Source organism: Nostoc sp. (assembly GCF_036917615.1).
In the GTDB taxonomy this organism is placed as follows: Bacteria; Cyanobacteriota; Cyanobacteriia; order Cyanobacteriales; family Nostocaceae; genus Nostoc.
Map to the genome: position 1 here is coordinate 78,715 of NZ_JBALCZ010000084.1, position 18,293 is coordinate 97,007.

15 protein-coding genes are annotated in these 18,293 nt (G+C 42.9%); 6 read left to right on the forward strand and 9 right to left on the reverse strand.

All coding sequences use genetic code 11. The features are described 5' to 3' along the window. Positions 1-149 precede the first annotated feature (149 nt). Positions 150-557, forward strand: coding sequence for a transposase (locus V7K85_RS30510; protein ID WP_334819751.1), 408 nt, complete (start codon positions 150-152; stop codon positions 555-557). Between the two features lie 673 nt (positions 558-1,230). Here the strand turns inward: V7K85_RS30510 and V7K85_RS30515 are convergent. From V7K85_RS30515 to trpB, 5 genes are all read right to left on the reverse strand, one after another. Next, the gene (locus V7K85_RS30515) at positions 1,231-1,779 is read right to left on the reverse strand and encodes a CAP domain-containing protein (protein ID WP_334819519.1); all 549 of its coding nucleotides are present in this window, start codon (positions 1,777-1,779) and stop codon (positions 1,231-1,233) included. A gap of 487 nt (positions 1,780-2,266) precedes the next feature. Continuing rightward, positions 2,267-2,794, reverse strand: coding sequence for a CAP domain-containing protein (locus tag V7K85_RS30520; RefSeq protein ID WP_334819521.1), 528 nt, complete (start codon positions 2,792-2,794; stop codon positions 2,267-2,269). A 238-nt stretch (positions 2,795-3,032) separates the two neighbouring features. Beyond that, a complete protein-coding gene (locus V7K85_RS30525; RefSeq protein WP_334819523.1) occupies positions 3,033-3,320 on the reverse strand; it encodes a hypothetical protein in 288 nt (95 codons plus the stop codon). Positions 3,321-3,505: 185 nt separating this feature from the next. Beyond that, positions 3,506-3,727 (reverse strand): hypothetical protein, encoded by a 222-nt coding sequence (locus tag V7K85_RS30530; protein ID WP_334819525.1) that lies wholly within the window; start codon positions 3,725-3,727, stop codon positions 3,506-3,508. Positions 3,728-3,781: 54 nt separating this feature from the next. After that, entirely contained in the window at positions 3,782-5,017 is a 1,236-nt protein-coding gene (trpB, locus tag V7K85_RS30535; RefSeq protein ID WP_334819527.1) for a tryptophan synthase subunit beta, read from the reverse strand. Between the two features lie 288 nt (positions 5,018-5,305). Here trpB and V7K85_RS30540 point away from each other — a divergent pair, with 288 nt between their 5' ends. Then, complete coding sequence (locus tag V7K85_RS30540) at positions 5,306-5,653, forward strand: translation initiation factor (RefSeq protein WP_334819529.1); 348 nt, start codon at positions 5,306-5,308, stop codon at positions 5,651-5,653. A gap of 126 nt (positions 5,654-5,779) precedes the next feature. Next, complete coding sequence (locus V7K85_RS30545) at positions 5,780-5,938, forward strand: YqaE/Pmp3 family membrane protein (protein ID WP_334819531.1); 159 nt, start codon at positions 5,780-5,782, stop codon at positions 5,936-5,938. Between the two features lie 300 nt (positions 5,939-6,238). Here V7K85_RS30545 and V7K85_RS30550 read toward each other — a convergent pair whose 3' ends face one another. From V7K85_RS30550 to lpdA, 4 genes are all read right to left on the reverse strand, one after another. Next, positions 6,239-6,907, reverse strand: a complete 669-nt coding sequence (locus V7K85_RS30550) for a carbonic anhydrase (protein ID WP_334819533.1) — start codon at positions 6,905-6,907, stop codon at positions 6,239-6,241. A 462-nt stretch (positions 6,908-7,369) separates the two neighbouring features. Then, complete coding sequence (locus V7K85_RS30555; RefSeq protein ID WP_069072137.1) at positions 7,370-7,621, reverse strand: DUF5340 domain-containing protein; 252 nt, start codon at positions 7,619-7,621, stop codon at positions 7,370-7,372. Positions 7,622-7,863: 242 nt separating this feature from the next. Further along, positions 7,864-8,754 carry an indole-3-glycerol phosphate synthase TrpC gene (gene trpC / locus V7K85_RS30560; RefSeq protein WP_334819535.1) on the reverse strand — a complete coding sequence of 297 codons (891 nt, stop codon included), beginning with the start codon at positions 8,752-8,754 and terminating at the stop codon, positions 7,864-7,866. Between the two features lie 287 nt (positions 8,755-9,041). After that, on the reverse strand, positions 9,042-10,472 hold the full coding sequence (lpdA, locus tag V7K85_RS30565) for a dihydrolipoyl dehydrogenase (protein ID WP_334819537.1): 1,431 nt from the start codon (positions 10,470-10,472) through the stop codon (positions 9,042-9,044). A gap of 489 nt (positions 10,473-10,961) precedes the next feature. Between lpdA and V7K85_RS30570 the strand changes: the two genes are divergently transcribed. The 3 genes from V7K85_RS30570 to V7K85_RS30580 all read left to right on the forward strand — a co-directional run bounded on the left by V7K85_RS30570 (position 10,962) and on the right by V7K85_RS30580 (position 18,241). Then, positions 10,962-12,734, forward strand: a complete 1,773-nt coding sequence (locus V7K85_RS30570; protein WP_334819539.1) for an SWIM zinc finger family protein — start codon at positions 10,962-10,964, stop codon at positions 12,732-12,734. Between the two features lie 402 nt (positions 12,735-13,136). Continuing rightward, the gene (locus tag V7K85_RS30575) at positions 13,137-14,996 is read left to right on the forward strand and encodes a ShlB/FhaC/HecB family hemolysin secretion/activation protein (RefSeq protein WP_334819541.1); all 1,860 of its coding nucleotides are present in this window, start codon (positions 13,137-13,139) and stop codon (positions 14,994-14,996) included. Between the two features lie 611 nt (positions 14,997-15,607). Continuing rightward, positions 15,608-18,241 (forward strand): EAL domain-containing protein, encoded by a 2,634-nt coding sequence (locus V7K85_RS30580; protein ID WP_334819543.1) that lies wholly within the window; start codon positions 15,608-15,610, stop codon positions 18,239-18,241. The last annotated feature ends 52 nt before the right edge of the window (positions 18,242-18,293 follow it).

The window sequence follows — 18,293 nt, forward strand, 5'->3', positions numbered from 1 at the left end:
TTTCAAAGTTTAATGGTATTATGAGTCGCCAACCGAGAAATTTTCAACGAGGATTCTTTTACCACGTTACTACTCGCTGCAACAACCGCTAGTTTAACCTGGCGCGACGAGAATGTCAGGAGGTCTTTTTGTATAATATCAAGAAGGCTTTGGACAAATATGGTTTTAAGCTATATGCTCTATGCATTCTGTCAAACCACGTACACTATCTCATAGAACCTGCTGCCCACCAAGACTTGCCAAAAATCATGCATTTCTTGAATTGGTACACAGCGATGTGCTGTATTCTGAATATTGAATCGTACTGGACATTTCTCTTAGAAGCGATAAGTAGTCGGACAGAATTAATTACACAATGTCATTGCGTTGTCGTAAGCCTTCCCGTAGGGTATGTAGCGTTCGCGGAGCGTCTCCAAGAGTTGCGAAATGAAGCAATCACAAGGGCTGGGATTGCTTCTCTTGTCTACCAGAGGCTGCGCCAACGAGACGCTTTGCGTAGCTTGCTTCTTTGTTCGCAGAGCGTCTCCAAGAGTTGGAGTACGCTTGGCTCACAATGACGGTAAATATTTTTGTCCATCTACTTATTAATGTGATGGGTTTCCTCCCACAGATACCCAGCGAACATTAAATACTCTGCGCTACAATTCATGACAACCCCAAGGTTGCACAAATGCGGCAGAGTTTTTTGATGATTTCAGCAATTACGGTAGTTATGATCAAGCTCTACGTAAAAATAACCATTTTCCCGTGAATATCAGTGGATTTTCCATCGGCCATTGAACCGGTAACCACACCGCCGCCGCCCACAATGTTAACCGCCTCCGAGTCTGAAAGTTCCTTGCAAACTGGGCAAAATATCCACTATTTGAAAAGATACATCAAGTAACAGCTTTTGAACAGCATAATAAAGTATTTAAAAAAAACTTTAGGCAAAATAATATACGATTTCCTTGTCCATTTTGAAACCTGGAGTAGTGCGGGCATCTTGCCTTCTACTACCAGCAGCGAGCAAGATGCTCCCACACATAAAAACTAGATTTTTCTCTAAGTGTAATCACTACCTCTGCCATTGAAGCAACTCCCCATCCACACAAGCGATCGCCCTTAGTTCTTGTACTAAGAAGCACACTTTCTTTGAAACAAGAATCTCCCACCACAGGGTAGCTTGGTGGGAGAGTGTCAATTGTCAGATACTACATTATTATTGTGTAAAAAAATTAGAAATTAAATCTACCTAGTGCGGAAAAACATTTGTGTCAGGTAGACTTCGCCTTGATTATTAGTAGCAACGCCAATTCCAGTGAGGTTGTAATTTCCTTTAAGATTTTTTAGATGTCCGGGACTGTTGACCCAACCAGTAACAGCTTCGTCTACAGGGTTGCTATATCCCCGGTTGAAAGCAACATTTTCCGCCGCACTGTTGTAGCGAATAGGGATAGCTTTGACTCGCCGTTCAAACCCCTGATGGCTAAATGGGGTTTTACCTTTAGCCATGTTTTGACTATGAATTCTTGCCTGTCGAGTGATATTTGCATTTAAGATCAACTTTGGCAGTCCTTTTGAAGCCCGATATCGATTAATTTGGTCAAAAACTGATTTTTCTAACTCCGTAGTTTTAAAAGTAGGAGTCGATATTGCAACCTGACTGGAAAAAAGCGACAACAGCTTATTACGGGTGGATGTATTCGTAGAAGGATAATTTGGAATCGGAACAGTCGTTAATCCACTAGCAAGGACAAGCGCACTTAAAGCGATGCCAAAAGCAGTTTGTCGGAACATGGAGAATTGCGTAATGTGTAGATATATAAGACTTCTACTCTACCCTATTGTTCCGACAATATATACCACGATACTATTAAGGATTGATGAATTTCGGCAATCTGGCTAGATTCTTGGATAGGAACTACAAATAATCTGAACTATTGTCAATACTTCAATAGGTCAGCTTGATCAAATCACGGTTATTTTGGCTGATAATTTAAGATTTTCATGAATTACTAGAAAAATAATGTAGTTTCAATAGACAAATGTCATTGAAACTACATTATTCAACATCTCGCAAAAGCTTTGCTAGTAGGGTTAAGTCTGAGGAATTTGAGAAAAAAACCTAAATTTTCCCAAATCTAAGTAAGTAGGCAAGAATAAATAAAACTAAGTTACGCAATATAACATTAATTAAATAGGCTCGTAGTAAGCGGCTTCAGTCCTGAAAATAGAGCTAGAGCCGCTTACTACAAACCTTTAATTATTCACGCCCACTTACTTATCACCGAAGGAAAAGTTGTGTTAAGTAGATTTCGCCTCTACTGTTCTTGGCGACACCAATCCCCGTTTTCTCATAATTACCTATGATATTGGCTAGATGCCCTGGACTTTTGAGCCAGCCTTGAACAGCTATTGTGGCAGGGTCACTATATCCATAGTTGTAAGCGACATTTTCACCAGCAGTTTTGTAAGAAATACCGATTGCCTTAACACGTTCTAAAAATCCCGTATGTCCAATCGGAACTTTACCCTTAGCCATGTCCTGACTGTGAATCCTGGCTTGATTATCAATGGCAGAATTACGAGTCAGCTTTGCTAGCTTTTGGGAAACTCTGTAGTTATTAATTTGGTTGAAAACCGACTGTTCTAGAGCAGCAGTGTCGCTGTTAAATGCTGCGATATATACAGTATCACTTGATACATGTGAAGACTGCGGTGTAAAAGTTGGATTTGTTACAGGAGTAGCGAAGGATCCACTACTGAGAAAAATAGTGCCTAAAGCAACGCCGTAGATTGTTGATCTAATCATTTGCTGAAAGTAAAGTTCAAGACAATCTAACTAAACTAATGTCAATGTGACAAATTGATTATCGGTCTATATATTTCTGTTTATGGCGTTTTATGTTCAAAAACTACCAGCAAACGTTTACATGCACGATTTTACGAAGAAATTGTGCTGTTTATAAAAAATTTATATTTACTATTAGTATGATTATTTATATACAGATAGTATGGATTTCTTCACCTAAATTTCTGCGTAATTTAAACTAGACTTGGTTGCGGATTTGTAATTCCTCCTGTATCAGGCGTAACACCCGCACAATATATTCTGCACACCACTGTTCCCGCTCTTTAATTACCTTGGCATCCGGCTCGTAAGCTTCAATCTCAGTAGGCGATAAAATACCTTTTACCTCTAACAACTGTTCAATGATGTCTAGCCGCTTACGCAGCACGGATACTTCACCAGTCAAAGCCATAACGATCGCCAACAATTTATCGATTTGCGGATTGTCTAAGTAAACAGGTCGTTTACCCTTAGCTATTTTTGGCATCCTAATACCAATTATCCAAAAATAAGACTACACACACAAAAAAAAGAAACCCAGATAAAATCCGACTTTCTCAATTACGAATTAAAGAATAAAGAAGTACGAATTGGTATACTTCCTCTGCTTACTTAGTTACAGCAACTACAAACCAAGTGTCTTGGCTGCCTGAGTTACCATTTTTAAACAGGTCATTGGACACCCGTCCAACGATAGTAGGGTTCGTGCTGCATTACTTCCCGAATTTCATAACGATTCTGGGGAGGACGCTGATGTTCTTGTTCAAACTTCGGCTTGGCTAGTTTTTCATAAAGTACTTTATTACCAGGAAAGATATTCCTGAAAATATGCATTGTCAGACTTTGCACAAAATTTGGGCGTGCCAACTCGTCGTGAGTGGGTTGCCATAGCATCACGTGTTGGAATTATTGAGCCATTATTGCTTTTTTCCAAAATTTTATGTATATTTACGCATCATTTAAGAACTTGGCTACTGTATGTACATCCTTATCGCCGCGTCCAGAGCAGTTAATTACAATCCGGGGACTGTCGGTTAGTTGGGGACACAGGGTTTCGAGGTAGGCGATCGCATGGGCTGTTTCCAATGCCGGGATAATCCCTTCCAATTTCGACAATCGCTGAAATGCCGCTAAAGCTTCTGCATCCGTCACACTATAGTATTCGGCGCGACCAGTATCCTTCATATAACTATGTTCTGGGCCTACACCGGGATAATCTAACCCCGCACTAATTGAGTGTGCCTCAATAATTTGCCCATCCTCATCTTGCAGGAGATAGCTCATTGCTCCGTGCAGTACACCAACTCGCCCTTTTGTCAAGGTTGCTGCGTGTTTTTGGGTATTGACACCTTCTCCTGCTGCCTCAACCCCAATAAACCGTATAGAAGACTCATTAATAAACTCATAGAATAGTCCCATAGCATTGGAACCACCGCCCACACAAGCCAAGAGAATATCAGGCAATACACCCCACTTTTCGATTGCTTGGGCGCGAGTTTCTTGGCCGATTATTGCATGAAAATCACGTACCATCATCGGGTAAGGATGGGGCCCTGCTACCGAACCCAGGATGTAGTGAGTCGTTTCCACATTTGTTACCCAATCGCGAATCGCCTCAGAAGTGGCATCTTTCAGGGTTCCCGTTCCCGCCTCCACCGGGCGCACTTCTGCTCCCATCAATTGCATTCTGAACACATTCAAAGCTTGGCGTTCCATATCATGAACGCCCATGTAAATTACGCATTTCAGCCCAAAACGAGCGCAAACTGTGGCTGTAGCAACTCCATGTTGTCCAGCACCCGTTTCGGCAATAATCCGTTGCTTGCCCATGCGCTTTGCCAACAATACCTGACCAAGGGCATTATTGATTTTGTGAGAGCCAGTATGGTTTAAATCCTCGCGTTTTAAGTAAATTTGCGGACCCGTGCGATCGGGTCGGGCATAATGAGCAGTCAGGCGTTCAGCAAAATACAATGGTGTGGCGCGTCCTACGTAGTCCCGCAACAACTGCTGTAGTTCTCCTTGAAAACCAGGGTCATTACGGTATTGCTGATAAGCTGTTTCTAGTTCAGCAAGAGCAGGCATCAGCGTTTCAGGTACATATTTACCACCAAAGCGTCCAAAGCGACCTAGCGTATCGGGAACCTGAGCAGTTGAACTTGGAGATAGGGGAGTGGTAGTCACGATTTGATTTTGATGACGGGAATGACTTAATTATTATAGAAAAGTCTGGGGCATGTCTGGGAACTGGGGAAAAAACAGGGGAGCTCTTAGCAGGGGGAAAATTACTCTCCTGTGCACCCTCTCCCCCAATCCCCACTCCGTGGGGGCCTCGAGTCCCCGTGCCCCTCTGCCTCTTGTGCCCAATCCCTTGCAATGAATTTGTGATGTTAGCCTAGAAATTGATATCCCAGCAGAATGGTTGCGTAGAAGTTTCCACTGCCTTTGAAATTTTTCTTAAACATTCATTTTATGTCTTCTTCCAATCCCAAATCTTCTGACAAAAGCTTTGTCTACCGCGAATTTGGCAACGACAACTCCGCCGCCACAGAAAGACCAATTTCAGAACTGCCCCCACAACAACAAAATCTCAAAGTACAAGCTTCCCGCAAAGGACGCAAAGGCAAAACCGTCACAGTGATTAGCGGTTTTCAAGCCAAACCAGAAACTTTGGCAGATTTGGTGAAGCAGTTGAAAACCCAGTGTGGGACAGGTGGGACAATTAGAGACAACGAAATTGAAATTCAGGGCGAACACAAGCAGAAAATTGTCGAGATTTTGACCAAGCTAGGTTATAAAGCCAAAATTAGTGGTGGCTAATCTTGAGTGCGGTTTACCGGATCTCAACCGTGACCTAGATCGAGAGTGGCAATGTTATCTTTGAGAGGTAAGTGGTGAATCACTTCGTCGACAAGCTGTCTTTTGTGAAATTAACAGGAGGTTCAAATGGATTTAGTTCGTCTTCTGTGTGCCATTTTCTTACCGCCTTTGGGAGTTTTTTTGCAAGTAGGTTTTGGTATAGACTTTTGGATTAATATACTTTTAACGCTTTTTGGTTACATTCCTGGGATTATTCATGCAGTGTGGATAATTTCTAAGAAATAATTATTTGCAGGGCTAGCTTGGAGGCTCTACATCCAGTGATAAATTGAGTCAGAGCCTCAATGAATGCATTTCCATGCTCTGCATGGAAACGAAAAAAATTCAGGGGGAACACAAGCAGTTCCTCAATCCAACCTACGCAATATATTTTTTGTGGCTCTAACCCAACCCTATTGAACTTGGATGGAGATATTACAAGATTATAGCGAAAAGGTAACTATTTCTTTGAGTTCAAATAAATACTCTAAAGACATGATTGCTCATGTCTCCAAAGTAGAACTTTCTGTAGCAGAAAATACCAAATTAACTTTCATTTTTTAACATGGCGTAGAGTCTAAACTCTAGAAGCAAGGGGCAGATGTGCAATTGCCATTGCTCAGTTGAGACGTTCAAATCTTTAATCAATCCAGTGCCTATATCTAGTACCCACCCATGAACCATAGGCGCTTTTCGCTCATGGAGTACCTGACGCATGATGGGAGTTTGGTAAAGATTTTTCACTTGCGCCACAACGTTGATTTCTGCCAAACGATTCAGACGTTCTTCTCTTGTTGGCAAGGCATTAATTTCTTCTTGTTTTTGTAAATACAGTTCCCGAATTGGATTTACCCAGTTATCAAGAATTCCAATAGTTCTCCCTTCTAAAGCCGTCTTAATTCCTCCGCAATCGTAGTGACCACAAACGATAATATGTTCCACCTGAAGATGTAAAATTGCATACTCTAAAATGGCTAAAAAGTTAATATCCGTCAGAGAAACTTGATTGGCAATATTACGATGTACAAATAACTCTCCTGGTTCTGTACGGGTAAACTTTGTTAATGCCAGACGACTATCAGAACACCCGATGTATAGAAAAGGAGGTGTTTGTCCGCTAGATAATTCCTGAAAGTAAGTTGGGTCTAGAGCTAGTTTTTCGGCAACCCAAGCCTGATTATTTCTGAGGAGTTCATGAATACTGTTATATTTCATCTTTCGTCAAATTCGAGAGAGAATCTCATCTATATTTTAGCTGATCTACAGTTGACTTTAAATCAATATGAACTTTCTACAATCTCAAATTTCTATAAAAATGACAATTTTTTTCTACAGCATTAATATAATTCTTGTATAAATTGTAAAAAGCTTAGTGGTTAGATAAAAACTACTATGTATAAGTTTATGAAACAAGCTAAATAAAGTAAAATTTATATAAACTAAAATCTGAACGTTGAGACTGGCGATTTCAAATCCTCATCTAGGATTTATAGATATTTTTGCACAGAGAAAGTTCTATACCCAGAATCATTTTAAATCACACCCCAAACTGTGCATTTTAGTCAAGCAAGTATGGCGGAACTTTTAAGTACTGGCCACTTAAATCCACTTTCTGATGATGGTAAGATAACTTAACAAAGATGCCAAATTTGAGGTTGAGATATTAAGTTATCAGCTTCAATCGGGGGCAACAACTTTGCTATCGTTATGATGGTTGATTGACCAACGGTGATCAATAGTTACAGAGGAAAACTCGCAAATTTCTTCTAGTCGCTTTTGCTGCACAGCAGCTTTACGGAGAGTAATAATTAGTTGATTCACCTGATGCCGTAAATCTGGATTATCATTTACTGCTAACATGGTTTGTCTTTCTAAGAGTTGAAGTATAAGTTCGTAGTGAATAGGTGAAGGTAGAGGAATTTGCTCCATGAAGTTAAATTTTGATTTCATATTTGGGATTTTGTATTAGTCAGATTTTCTCTCTTGTGAATGAATTGTTACATATGAAAGAACTAATTGCTTATAGCTTTGATACGAGTGGTGATGAAGATTTGACAAAGATATTGATCATATCAGGCGGCAAACTGCTGCGTATCTACGCATAGTCTGCCCGATCGCCCAACCATTTTGTGTAATTATCCTGTGCTAAGAGGGCTTTGAAGGTGTTTCTTTCAGAAATTCCTCGGCAAGATATGGGCGATCGCAGCGCCGGGATCTGGTTGTTTTACCAAAGATTCTCCAATGAGTACAGCAGATGCACCTGCTGTAAGTACCAAACTCAAATCATCTGGGTTGTGTAGTCCTGACTCACTGACAACAAGGATGTTTTTCTCCTGCAATTGGCTACCCCTTGCTGCTAAAAGTTGGCAAGTAGTTTGCAGGTCAACAGAGAAATCTTCCAAATTGCGATTATTGATTCCTACTAAGCAGACCCCATCTAAAGCTAACACACGGTCAAGTTCTGCCAAGCTATGGACTTCAATCAAAGCTGCCATTTTCAGTTTTTTAGCAATTTTCAGGCAGTATTGCAAATATTGATCGCTGAGGATAGCCGCAATCAACAAAATAGCATCTGCACCTTGAACCCGCGCTAAGTACATCTGGTAAGGATAGATGATAAACTCTTTGCACAGTAAGGGTAAATCTACGGCAGCCCGAATCTTAGCTAAGTTGTCAAAACTACCTTGAAAGAACTTGGCATCCGTCAGCACAGAAAGACAACTAGCTTTGGCTTGCTGATAAGATAGGGCGATCGCTACTGGGTCAAAATCTTCTCGTAAAACGCCTTTGCTTGGTGAAGCTTTTTTAACTTCCGCAATCAATGCTGGCTTAGTCTTACCTTGGCGCAAGGCGGCGACAAAATCACGGGTTGGTGGCGCTAAGAGTGCCTGATGTTGCAATTCCCGTAAAGGCAGCCTTTCCCGCATTTGGTCAACTTCTACTTCTTTATGCCAGACAATTTCCTCCAAGATGTTGTTTGGCGCCCCGTCAGGCACGGCAGCCTGATAACGTAATATGGATACATTAATAGCTGGGTTAGGTGAACGGCGACGGATTTGCATAATTAGTACTAAGTTAGGAGTTATGAATTAGGAGTTATGAGTTAGGAGTCATTCAATTTTGGATTTTAGATTTTAGATTTTAGATTTTTTCTTCAATCCCTTCGGCTTGGTGCAGTCACTCATGGGGGAAACCCCCTTGGCGCTAGCCTCTCCCCTTGGGAGAACACCGCGCTGCTTCACCAAAATCCAAGTTGCGCTGGAAGCGCACCAAAGGTGCGACGCAAAATCTAAAATTGACAGAGTTAGGAATTATTAACTCTTCACTCCTAACTTCTAACTCCTAAGTTTTAGATGGCGATCGCTCGTTTATAAGCTTCGTCCAGGACTTCCGAAAGTGTCGGGTGAGCGTGAACTAGATGTGCAAGGCTTTGGACAGATTGACGGTTAGCGATCGCCGCTGACGCTTCGTGAATTAAGTCTGAGGCGTGCAGTCCGAAAATGTGGACGCCCAAGACTTCTCCTGTGTCTTTGCGATATATCACCTTGGCAATACCGTCGGCTTCATTTTCTGCCAACGCTTTGGAATTCCCTTTGAAGTAACTCCGACTTGTGGCGATTTCAAACCCTTCGGTTTGTCCCAATTCCTTAGCTGCGGTTTCCGTTAAGCCCACATAGCTGACTTCTGGGTGGGTAAACGCCGCTGCGGGGATGCTGCGATAGTCTACTATTCTTTCCCTCCCAACTATATTTTCCACAGCGATGATGCCTTGAGCAGAAGCCGCATGTGCCAACATCATCTTCCCATTAGCGTCGCCAATTGACCACAAATGCGGCACTACTTCACCGGCTGATAGCACTGCCATGCGATCGTCAACTGGGATAAAATTCCGCCGATCAACTTCCACACCCACAGACTCTAAACCGAGATTCTGCGTCGCCGGGATGCGTCCCGTAGCCACCAAACAAGCATCTACTTCGATCACATCTACATCTTCTTTGGTTTTGAAATCTGCTAACTCAATTACCACAGGTGAACCAGGGATGACTTTTTTGGCGTATATCCCCACTTTGGTTTCAATATCGCGGGGAGTAATCAGCACTCGTTCGACAAGTTTGGCAATATCGCGGTCAAATCCTGGCATTAGCTGATCTAGGGCTTCAATCATGGTGATTTCACAACCCAAAGCTGAGTAAATATCAGAAAATTCCAAGCCGATGTAACCACTGCCAATAATCGCCACCCAGTCTGGTAGCGACTCTAATTTGACGCCTTGATCGCTGGTAAAAACAGTTTTGCCATCTACTTCAATCCCTGGAGGCACAAAAGGAATTGAACCTGGCGAAAGGATGATGTCTTTGGCTGTGATGGTTTTTTCACCACCGTCTCCAGTGACAGAGACTTTTTGCGCTCCAGCTATTTTTCCCCAACCCCTGATAATATCGACTTTTAGACGTTTGAGGCTGTTGGTTAAGTCGCCTTGAATTTTCGAGACGAGATTATCAGCATGATTGGCGATCGCTTGGCGATCAAATTCCACGCTACCAACTTGAATTCCCATTGACTTGAGGTGGTGGGCATTGCGTAACTCCCGCACACGTCCAGATGCCGCCAGCAGCGCCTTAGAAGGAATACAGCCCCGATTAACACAGGTTCCTCCCATATCAGCAGCTTCAATAATCGCTGTTTTCAGACCACAACTTACGGCGTGTAAGGCTGCGCCATGTCCGCCTACACCAGCGCCGATAATTACTAAATCGTAATCAAATCCTTCACTCACGTTAGTTTCCCCGTGTGCTTCGCCTATTTATTCTCAACTTGACCGACAATCAGCGCAACCCCTTTAACAGTTATCATTTATCAGTTGTCAGTTTTGTTGCTGGGTTTTAGCTCCCAGCATACAGTTATCAGCGATCGCTAGGAACAGGCAACTGATTTAAATCTCCTACCATACGCCTGATAACTATTTACTGATTTAAGGTTCAGGTGTTGCTAACTAAAATTATGATTCACTCACTTCTGGCGAAAAGATGGACGTTTTCAGTAATTATAGTCAAATCTAGATACTTATTTTTTTTATACTCTAAAGGAGTGGGGAGGTAGGGGAGCAGGGGAGAGTTTGATACTGATTCATCGATCTCAGAACCTCAAAGCTTCCAATGCCCTGTTTGGCCCATGCCCATAACTTTGAATTTCTTTACAGCGCGTTAGCCTAAGACCTAAGCTGGATTTAAGATTCATCCAGAGGATTTACACAGGCGATCGCTCGATGTCTATTCCCCAAATTAGTGAATTTACTATCCGCCGTCATGCCAACGCCAAATCTTTCCAGCGGGGCGAGGCATACTATGAGGCAGGTGCTGTCAATGCTGTTACCCAACGTGGTCATCTACTTCAGGCAGATGTTGTCGGCAGTGAAGCTAGACCTTATCATGTCAATCTGAGTTTCGATAGCAGTGGGTTAACCTCAGTCAACTGCACTTGTGCTTACGACTTTGAAGGGTGGTGCAAACACATTGTAGCGACGATGCTCGTCTGTGCGCGTAACTCAGAAAATATTGAGCAGCGCCCCACTCTAGAACAACTACTTGAACGCCTGGATCAGATCCAAACCCAAAGGCTGCTGCAAGAGTTGGTAACACAATACCCGCCACTGATTGAGGCGATTGACCGCCATGTTAGCTGGATGACTAATCCTGGTGTCCAGGAAACGACAAAACCCTTGCGCCGCAGTACTATTGATCCGGCTCCCTTTCGGGGGCAAGTGCGGCAGATTCTCCGGGATACCGTGCGCTACTTTGAGGAGGGGTACGAAGAAGACCCGATTGCCGAAGAATTGCTGAGTGTAGTGCAAACTGCGGTAGATTTTAGCGAACGAGGAGAGGGTGAAAATGCGATCGCTATTTTGGAAGTGATTACATCTACCTGTGTGGAGAATTGGGATAATGTTGCAGAATACGGTGCTGAAAACGATGAAATTGTTGGGGAATTAAATAATGCCTGGTGTGAAGCAATTCTCAGTGTGGAACTCACCCCAGAAGAAAAAGTTGATATTCAAATAAATTTGGAAGCCTGGCAAGATGAGTGGAATGCTGATTTTGGCATGATTATGGAGGCTTTACGCCAAGGTTGGGATTATCCGCCGCTGGTACAAGTTCTCCAAGGTAATATCACCGAAAGGGGAGCTTGGGAAGAAGACGTGCCAGACTATGCAGATGATTTAGCACTAATTCGGCTGAAAATTCTCGAACGTCAGGAACGTTACCAAGAATACTTGTATTTAGCAGCAGCGGAAGGGCAAACCCAGCAGTATCTGACAATGCTAGGGCGTTTGGGCAGGGTGGAAGAAGCAATTGATGCTGCTCAAACCCAGATGAACTCAATGGAAGAAGCCTTTGCCCTAGCGAAAACACTTAGCGTTCAGGGGGCATTACAGCAAGCGCTAGATATAGCCCAGAGTGGATTAAATTTACCGGGTAATTGTCAGTATGAATTGGGAATTTGGACAAGTGATTTGGCTCTTGAATGGGGTAATAGTGAAGCTGCTTTATTAGCAATCAAGGCTGCTTTTCAAGTGAAGCCTTGCTTTGTTGACTACCAAAAGATGGAAGAATTGGCTGGGGAAAACTGGGAAAGTCTCAAAACAGACTTGCTGAGAATTGTCCGTACTTATGGTAGTTGGGGAACAGAATCAGCCAAGGTGGATATATTTTTATCTGAAGGACTAATTGATGATGCAATTGCGATCGTCAGTGAACTCAGTTCTTATTATTCAGAGTTGATTCACCGAGTCATGGATGCTGCTATCTCTCACAATCCTGGTTGGGTGATTACTAATGCTCGTCGCCGTGCCGAAAAGATTATGGATGCAGGTAAAGCCGAATACTACTACTACGCGGTTGAATGGTTGAAAAAGGCACGTAATGCCTACTTGGAATCTGGGAAGAAAGCTGACTGGTTAAGCTATCGGGAAAACTTGATACAAACCCACATTCGTAAACATAAACTGATGGGAATGTTTAAGCAAAGGGGTATGGAGTGAGAACTATTGTTTGTAACCAGAAACCATATACAAAAAGGATTAGAGGCTGAAGAAACTCGATAATGCTTAATCTGCCATTACAACACTTTTATTTGCTCTAAATGTTTTTGCTTACCTTCTGAAGTAATAAGTGTAACCTGGATCGCACCATACACAAAACCCTGATTCATCCAAATACTCTAGGTCTATTTCTCCGGCAGCAACAAATAATTACAACATATATGCTTGCTTATGCAGATCGAACACCATCGATACTTTTAAGTCTGCAATAACCAGATGATTTAGCTTTTAAATTGGATTTGCCCAAGATATAAACTTTAGCGACAAAAGATGAAGTAAGATTCACATCTGAAGCAGTCGCCGTATAATCCTATAGTTTCTGACAAAAAATAATCCAGTGTGATGATTAATAAATATCCTCAGAATCTTATAGTGTCCTGCTTACCGCTGAGTATGCTTCTATTACTCAGCAGCATATCCTCTAATCCACTGAAAGCTCAGGCTGTTGATACTACACAATTACCAACTAGTAATTTCATCCTGTCACAACAACAACTCCCACCACCACAGGATGTCCAACCACCCCCATCTCCTCTACTTCCTCCTCCACTTCCCTCACCTGAACAGCCACAGCCACTCCCCCCACCAGCAGAACTATTTCCACCCTCTGCCCCAACTCCCACACTTGAGGAACCAGTCCCTGGCAACTTTCCTGAAAATATTGTTGTTGAACGGTTTGAAGTTGTTGGTAGCACAGTCTTCAGTCCCAAAGAGTTAGCTCTCGCCACTGCTGAATTTACCAAACGACCGATCTCACAGAGTGAATTGTTTCAAGCACGGACTAAAATCACTGAACTATACGTCAAAAATGGTTACATTACTTCTGGTGCCTTGATTCCACCCCAAACAATCCAATCCCGTGTTGTAAAAATTCAGGTAGTCGGAGGTAAATTAGAAGCACTCAAATCCTATATTGTAAAAATTCAGGTAATCGAAGGTAAATTAGAAGATATCCAGGTAACTGGGACTCGGCGGTTGAATCCGAATTATATCCGCAGCCGACTAGCAATAGCGACATCACCACCTCTGAATCGCCAGCGTCTACTAGAGGCACTGCAACTTTTGCAACAAAATCCTTTGATTCAAAACGTGACTGCTGAACTCTCAACAGGATCGCAGACTGGTACGAGTCTGTTAGAAGTCAAGATCAGCGAGGCAAAAACCCTTAGTAGCCAAATAGTTCTTGATAATGGGCGATCGCCTAGTGTTGGCAGTTTCCGACGTCGATTACAATTGAATGAAGCCAACTTACTGGGACTGGGAGATGCTTTGGGTGTAGCTTACACTAATACCGATGGTAGCAACTCCTTTGATGCCAGCTATACATTACCACTCAATCCCAAAAACGGAACCCTCACCTTCAACTATGGCACTACGTCGAGTAATGTCATTGAACCTCCTTTCAACGTTTTAGATATCGAATCGGCTTCTCGCTATTACGAATTGACATTCCGCCAGCCAATAGTTCAAACTCCTACACAAGAATTCGTCCTTGGGTTAACAGCTTCGCGACGGGAAAGTGAAGCCTCCTATTTCCCTTTGGGAGAGCGACTGCCTTTCCCTGGTTTAGGCGCTGATGAAGAGGGACGCACCAGGGTATCTGCGTTACGATTTTTTCAAGAATGGACGAGTCGCAACAGCCATGAAGTCATCGCCCTACGCTCTCAATTCAGTTTGGGCATAGATGTGTTGAATGCCACGATTAATCAAAATCCTCCCGATAGCCGTTTTTTTGCTTGGCAAGGGCAAGCGCAGTGGGTACGCCTTTTGGCTCCTGAAACCTTATTGTTATTACATTTAAATACGCAACTAGCATCCAGAACACTTGTGCCTTTAGAGCAATTTGGCTTGGGTGGGCAAGATAGCGTTCGAGGCTACCGTCAAGATTACCTGCTGACGGATAATGGCACTTTTGTTTCTGCTGAAGTTCAAGTACCGATTCTGCGCTTACCCCAGATAAATAGTATGTTACAGGTTATCCCCTTTGTAGATTTCGGTGTTGGCTGGAACAGTTCTGGTAGAGAGAATCCCGAACATAATACTCTAGCTGCTGTTGGTCTAGGGTTGCGTTGGTCACAAGGCGATCGCTTCACCGTTCGTCTTGATTGGGGCATTCCTTTAGTATCTGTTAACTCAAATGAAAATGAGAGAACATTACAAGAAAACGGTCTGTATTTTAGTTTATTCTATAATCCTTTTTAAAATTTAGGGGTTCATTCTCCTTTCCTTCTCTACTTTGGGCTGCGCCAAAGGGGGGTTGCCGCCATTGAAGCTACTGGCGTGCGATTTCCAATCGTCAGGTATTTTTTACCCAGTGGAATGCACCTAATTAATTTAATTCCTACCTTGCTCCTATTTATTTCGTAAAATTCACTGAAGCACTACTATTTGACTGATTAAAAAATAAAATTCATCCGGTTATTTTTATAATTCGGAATTTTCCCACTACTCAGAATAAAAATCCGCAAATATACCATGTGTTCTATTCAGTGTTTGATTTTATTCTGGGTATCCTAAGAAAGACAAGGTTGGATGATATAGACGAAAGGACAAAGTTTATAACTTATGTATGAGTGGAGAAAACAGCTAGAACTTCTACCGCAAAAACTGAATTGTGCAATTAGCCATCTCATTCCAGAAGGTCAATCATGAAGAGAATGGCTGGTTGGCACCCTCATACCAATTTTGGGTTCACAGACGGTGACAACTTTGATTGAGCAAATTTTTCCATAAGTTCAGACTTTCAGGCTGCACTTCTGGGAGTAGTATTTTTCAGACTAAGACATAAAGATATGAGAATTTGAGGAACAGCCATGCTAGGAAATGAGCGGGAAAAAATACGCCATCTGTTGGTCATCCAAGACCTGGAAGGGCGACGAACTATCCCCTTGCAAGAGACTACTTATTCTCTGGGGCGGCATTCCGCAAACACTATTGTCTTGGCTTCCCGATCAGTATCAATGCAACATGCGATTTTATTGCGAGTAACTGTTCCAGAGACTGAGCAATACGGCTTCCAGATTATTGATGGCAACTACAAGGGGAAAGCAAGTACTAATGGCTTATTTGTGAATGGCACTAAATGCTTCTCTCATAATCTTAGAAACGGAGATGTCATTGCCTTTGGCAGCAATCAAGCTCAAGCTAAATATTATGCTATTTCCAACATCTCAGAACAAGCGTTTTCTGAATCTTGTGATGTTGAAGACTTATCTAGTTTTCTATCAGAGCAAGCCAGTCCTGCCAATCCTTTTCAAACCCTAGCTGTCGCTCCTACCTTTGAAGCAGCTAGTGAGTCCGCCCTAGCTCGCCTAGCATCCTTTCCTGAACTCATCCCCAATCCAATTATTGAAATAGATTTTGAGGGAACAGTAACTTATCTCAATCCAGCCGCCGCTCTCAAGTTTCCCAAACTTCGGGAAGTTGGGACAGCACACCCGATTTTAACAGGACTCCTGAGTGCAGTTAACAATCTCGAAAAAAATTCTTTTGTGCGGGAGGTGGAAGTAGGCACAGAAGTTTTTGAACAATCCGTTCTTTACCTTCCTGAAAGTGATTTAATTAGAACTTTTATTGTTAGGGATATTACAGAGCAAAAGCAAGCCACAGCCGAACTGCGCCAGCGCGATCGCTTGTTACAGGCAGTTGCGGAAGCCGCCAATTATTTGCTAGGGGAAATGAATTATGAAACTGGTATTGATCGAGCTCTAGCTTTATTGGGCGAAGCTGCCAAGGCAGATCGTGCCTATCTCTTTCAAAACCATCCCCATCCTGCTACAGGGGAAATAGCAGTCAGCCTGCGGTTTGAATGGACGCACTCCTTTATTGAATCTACCCACCACCATTGGCAGAATCAGCCTTATCAAGTTTCTGGATTAGCCCGTTGGTACACTGTTCTCTCTAGCGGCCAGTCGATTAGCGGACTCACCCAAAAATTTCCTGTCGCCGAACAAGAATTCTTGATTCGAGATGGCATTCAATCCCTTTTGTTGGTACCTCTCCGGTTGGAGAACGAGTTCTGGGGTTACCTTGGCTTGGCAGACTGCACCTTTGAGCGTCATTGGTCAAGGCACGAAGAATCTACCCTTTTGACGATGGCCGCCAGTATCATTGGGGCGCGGCAGCGTCAGCAAGTAGAAGAAAAGATTCGCTATCAAGCCCTCCATGACCTGCTGACAGGGTTGCCCAATCGCCTACTATTTAACGATCTGCTCGACAAAACCCTGCCCAACGCTACTCAAAATGGCGAAAGTTTAGCTGTAATCTTCCTTGACCTGGATCGCTTCAAGGTCATCAATGACACTCTAGGGCACACTCTGGGAGACGAATTGTTACAAAGCGTTGCTCAAAGATTAAAAGATTCACTCAGAGGCAAAGACACCATAGCCCGTTGGGGAGGTGATGAATTCACTATCTTACTCCCGCGAGTCAATGATATTGAAGAGGTAACCCTGGTGGCGTACAAAATTTTACAATCTTTAGAAGATGCTTTCCATCTCCAAGAGCATGAACTTTATGTGACTGCCAGCCTCGGTATTGCATTGCTTGATAACAACAGTCCTGACGCCGAAACACTAATCCAGCACGCAGATACCGCTTTGTACTACGCCAAGGACAAAGGTCGGAATAACTACCAATTCTACAGTCTTTCCCTGAGCGCTAAAAATCCGGAACTCCTGACTTTAGAAAAAAGCTTGCGCTATGCCCTAGAACGCAAAGAATTTATGGTGTACTATCAGCCTCGCGTGAACATTATCACAGGAGAAATTACTGGTATGGAGGCTCTGTTGCGTTGGCAGCACCCAGAGATGGGGTTGGTCGCACCCAATGTGTTCATTCCCCTCGCCGAAGAAAGTGGATTAATTGTCCCCATCGGCGAATGGGTGCTGCGGACAGCCTGTAGCCAAAATAAAACCTGGCAAGATACAGGATTGCCACCTATGACGATCGCTGTCAATCTTTCTCTTAAGCAGTTCCGCCAACCCAAATTGGTAAAGACTATAACCGAAGTTTTAGAGCAAACGGGGCTAGAAGCCCGCTTTTTAGAATTAGAAATTACCGAAACCACAGCCATTGAGGATTTAGATTTTACCAGAACGGTGTTAGAAAATCTACAGCAGATGGGTGTTTATATCTCCATTGATGACTTTGGTATGGGTCATTCCTCGCTCTCGCGCCTACAGCTTTTGCCACTCCACAATCTGAAAATAGATAAGTCTTTTATTCAAGATTTGACGCAAGATGTGAAAGTAGCTCATATTATCAAGGCGATAGTTGGCTTGGGACAGAGCTTGGGATTGAAGTTGACAGCCGAAGGGGTAGAAAAAGAAGAGGAACTGGATTTCTTGAAATCTATCAACTGTGACGATGTACAGGGCTTTTTATTCTACCGGCCGCTTTCTGCAAAGATTGCAACAGAAATCCTCGAAAGTAAACGACCAATGTAGCACAAGGAAAAACTGTTTTTACTAGTAACGATACAATAGCATTCATTGTCCT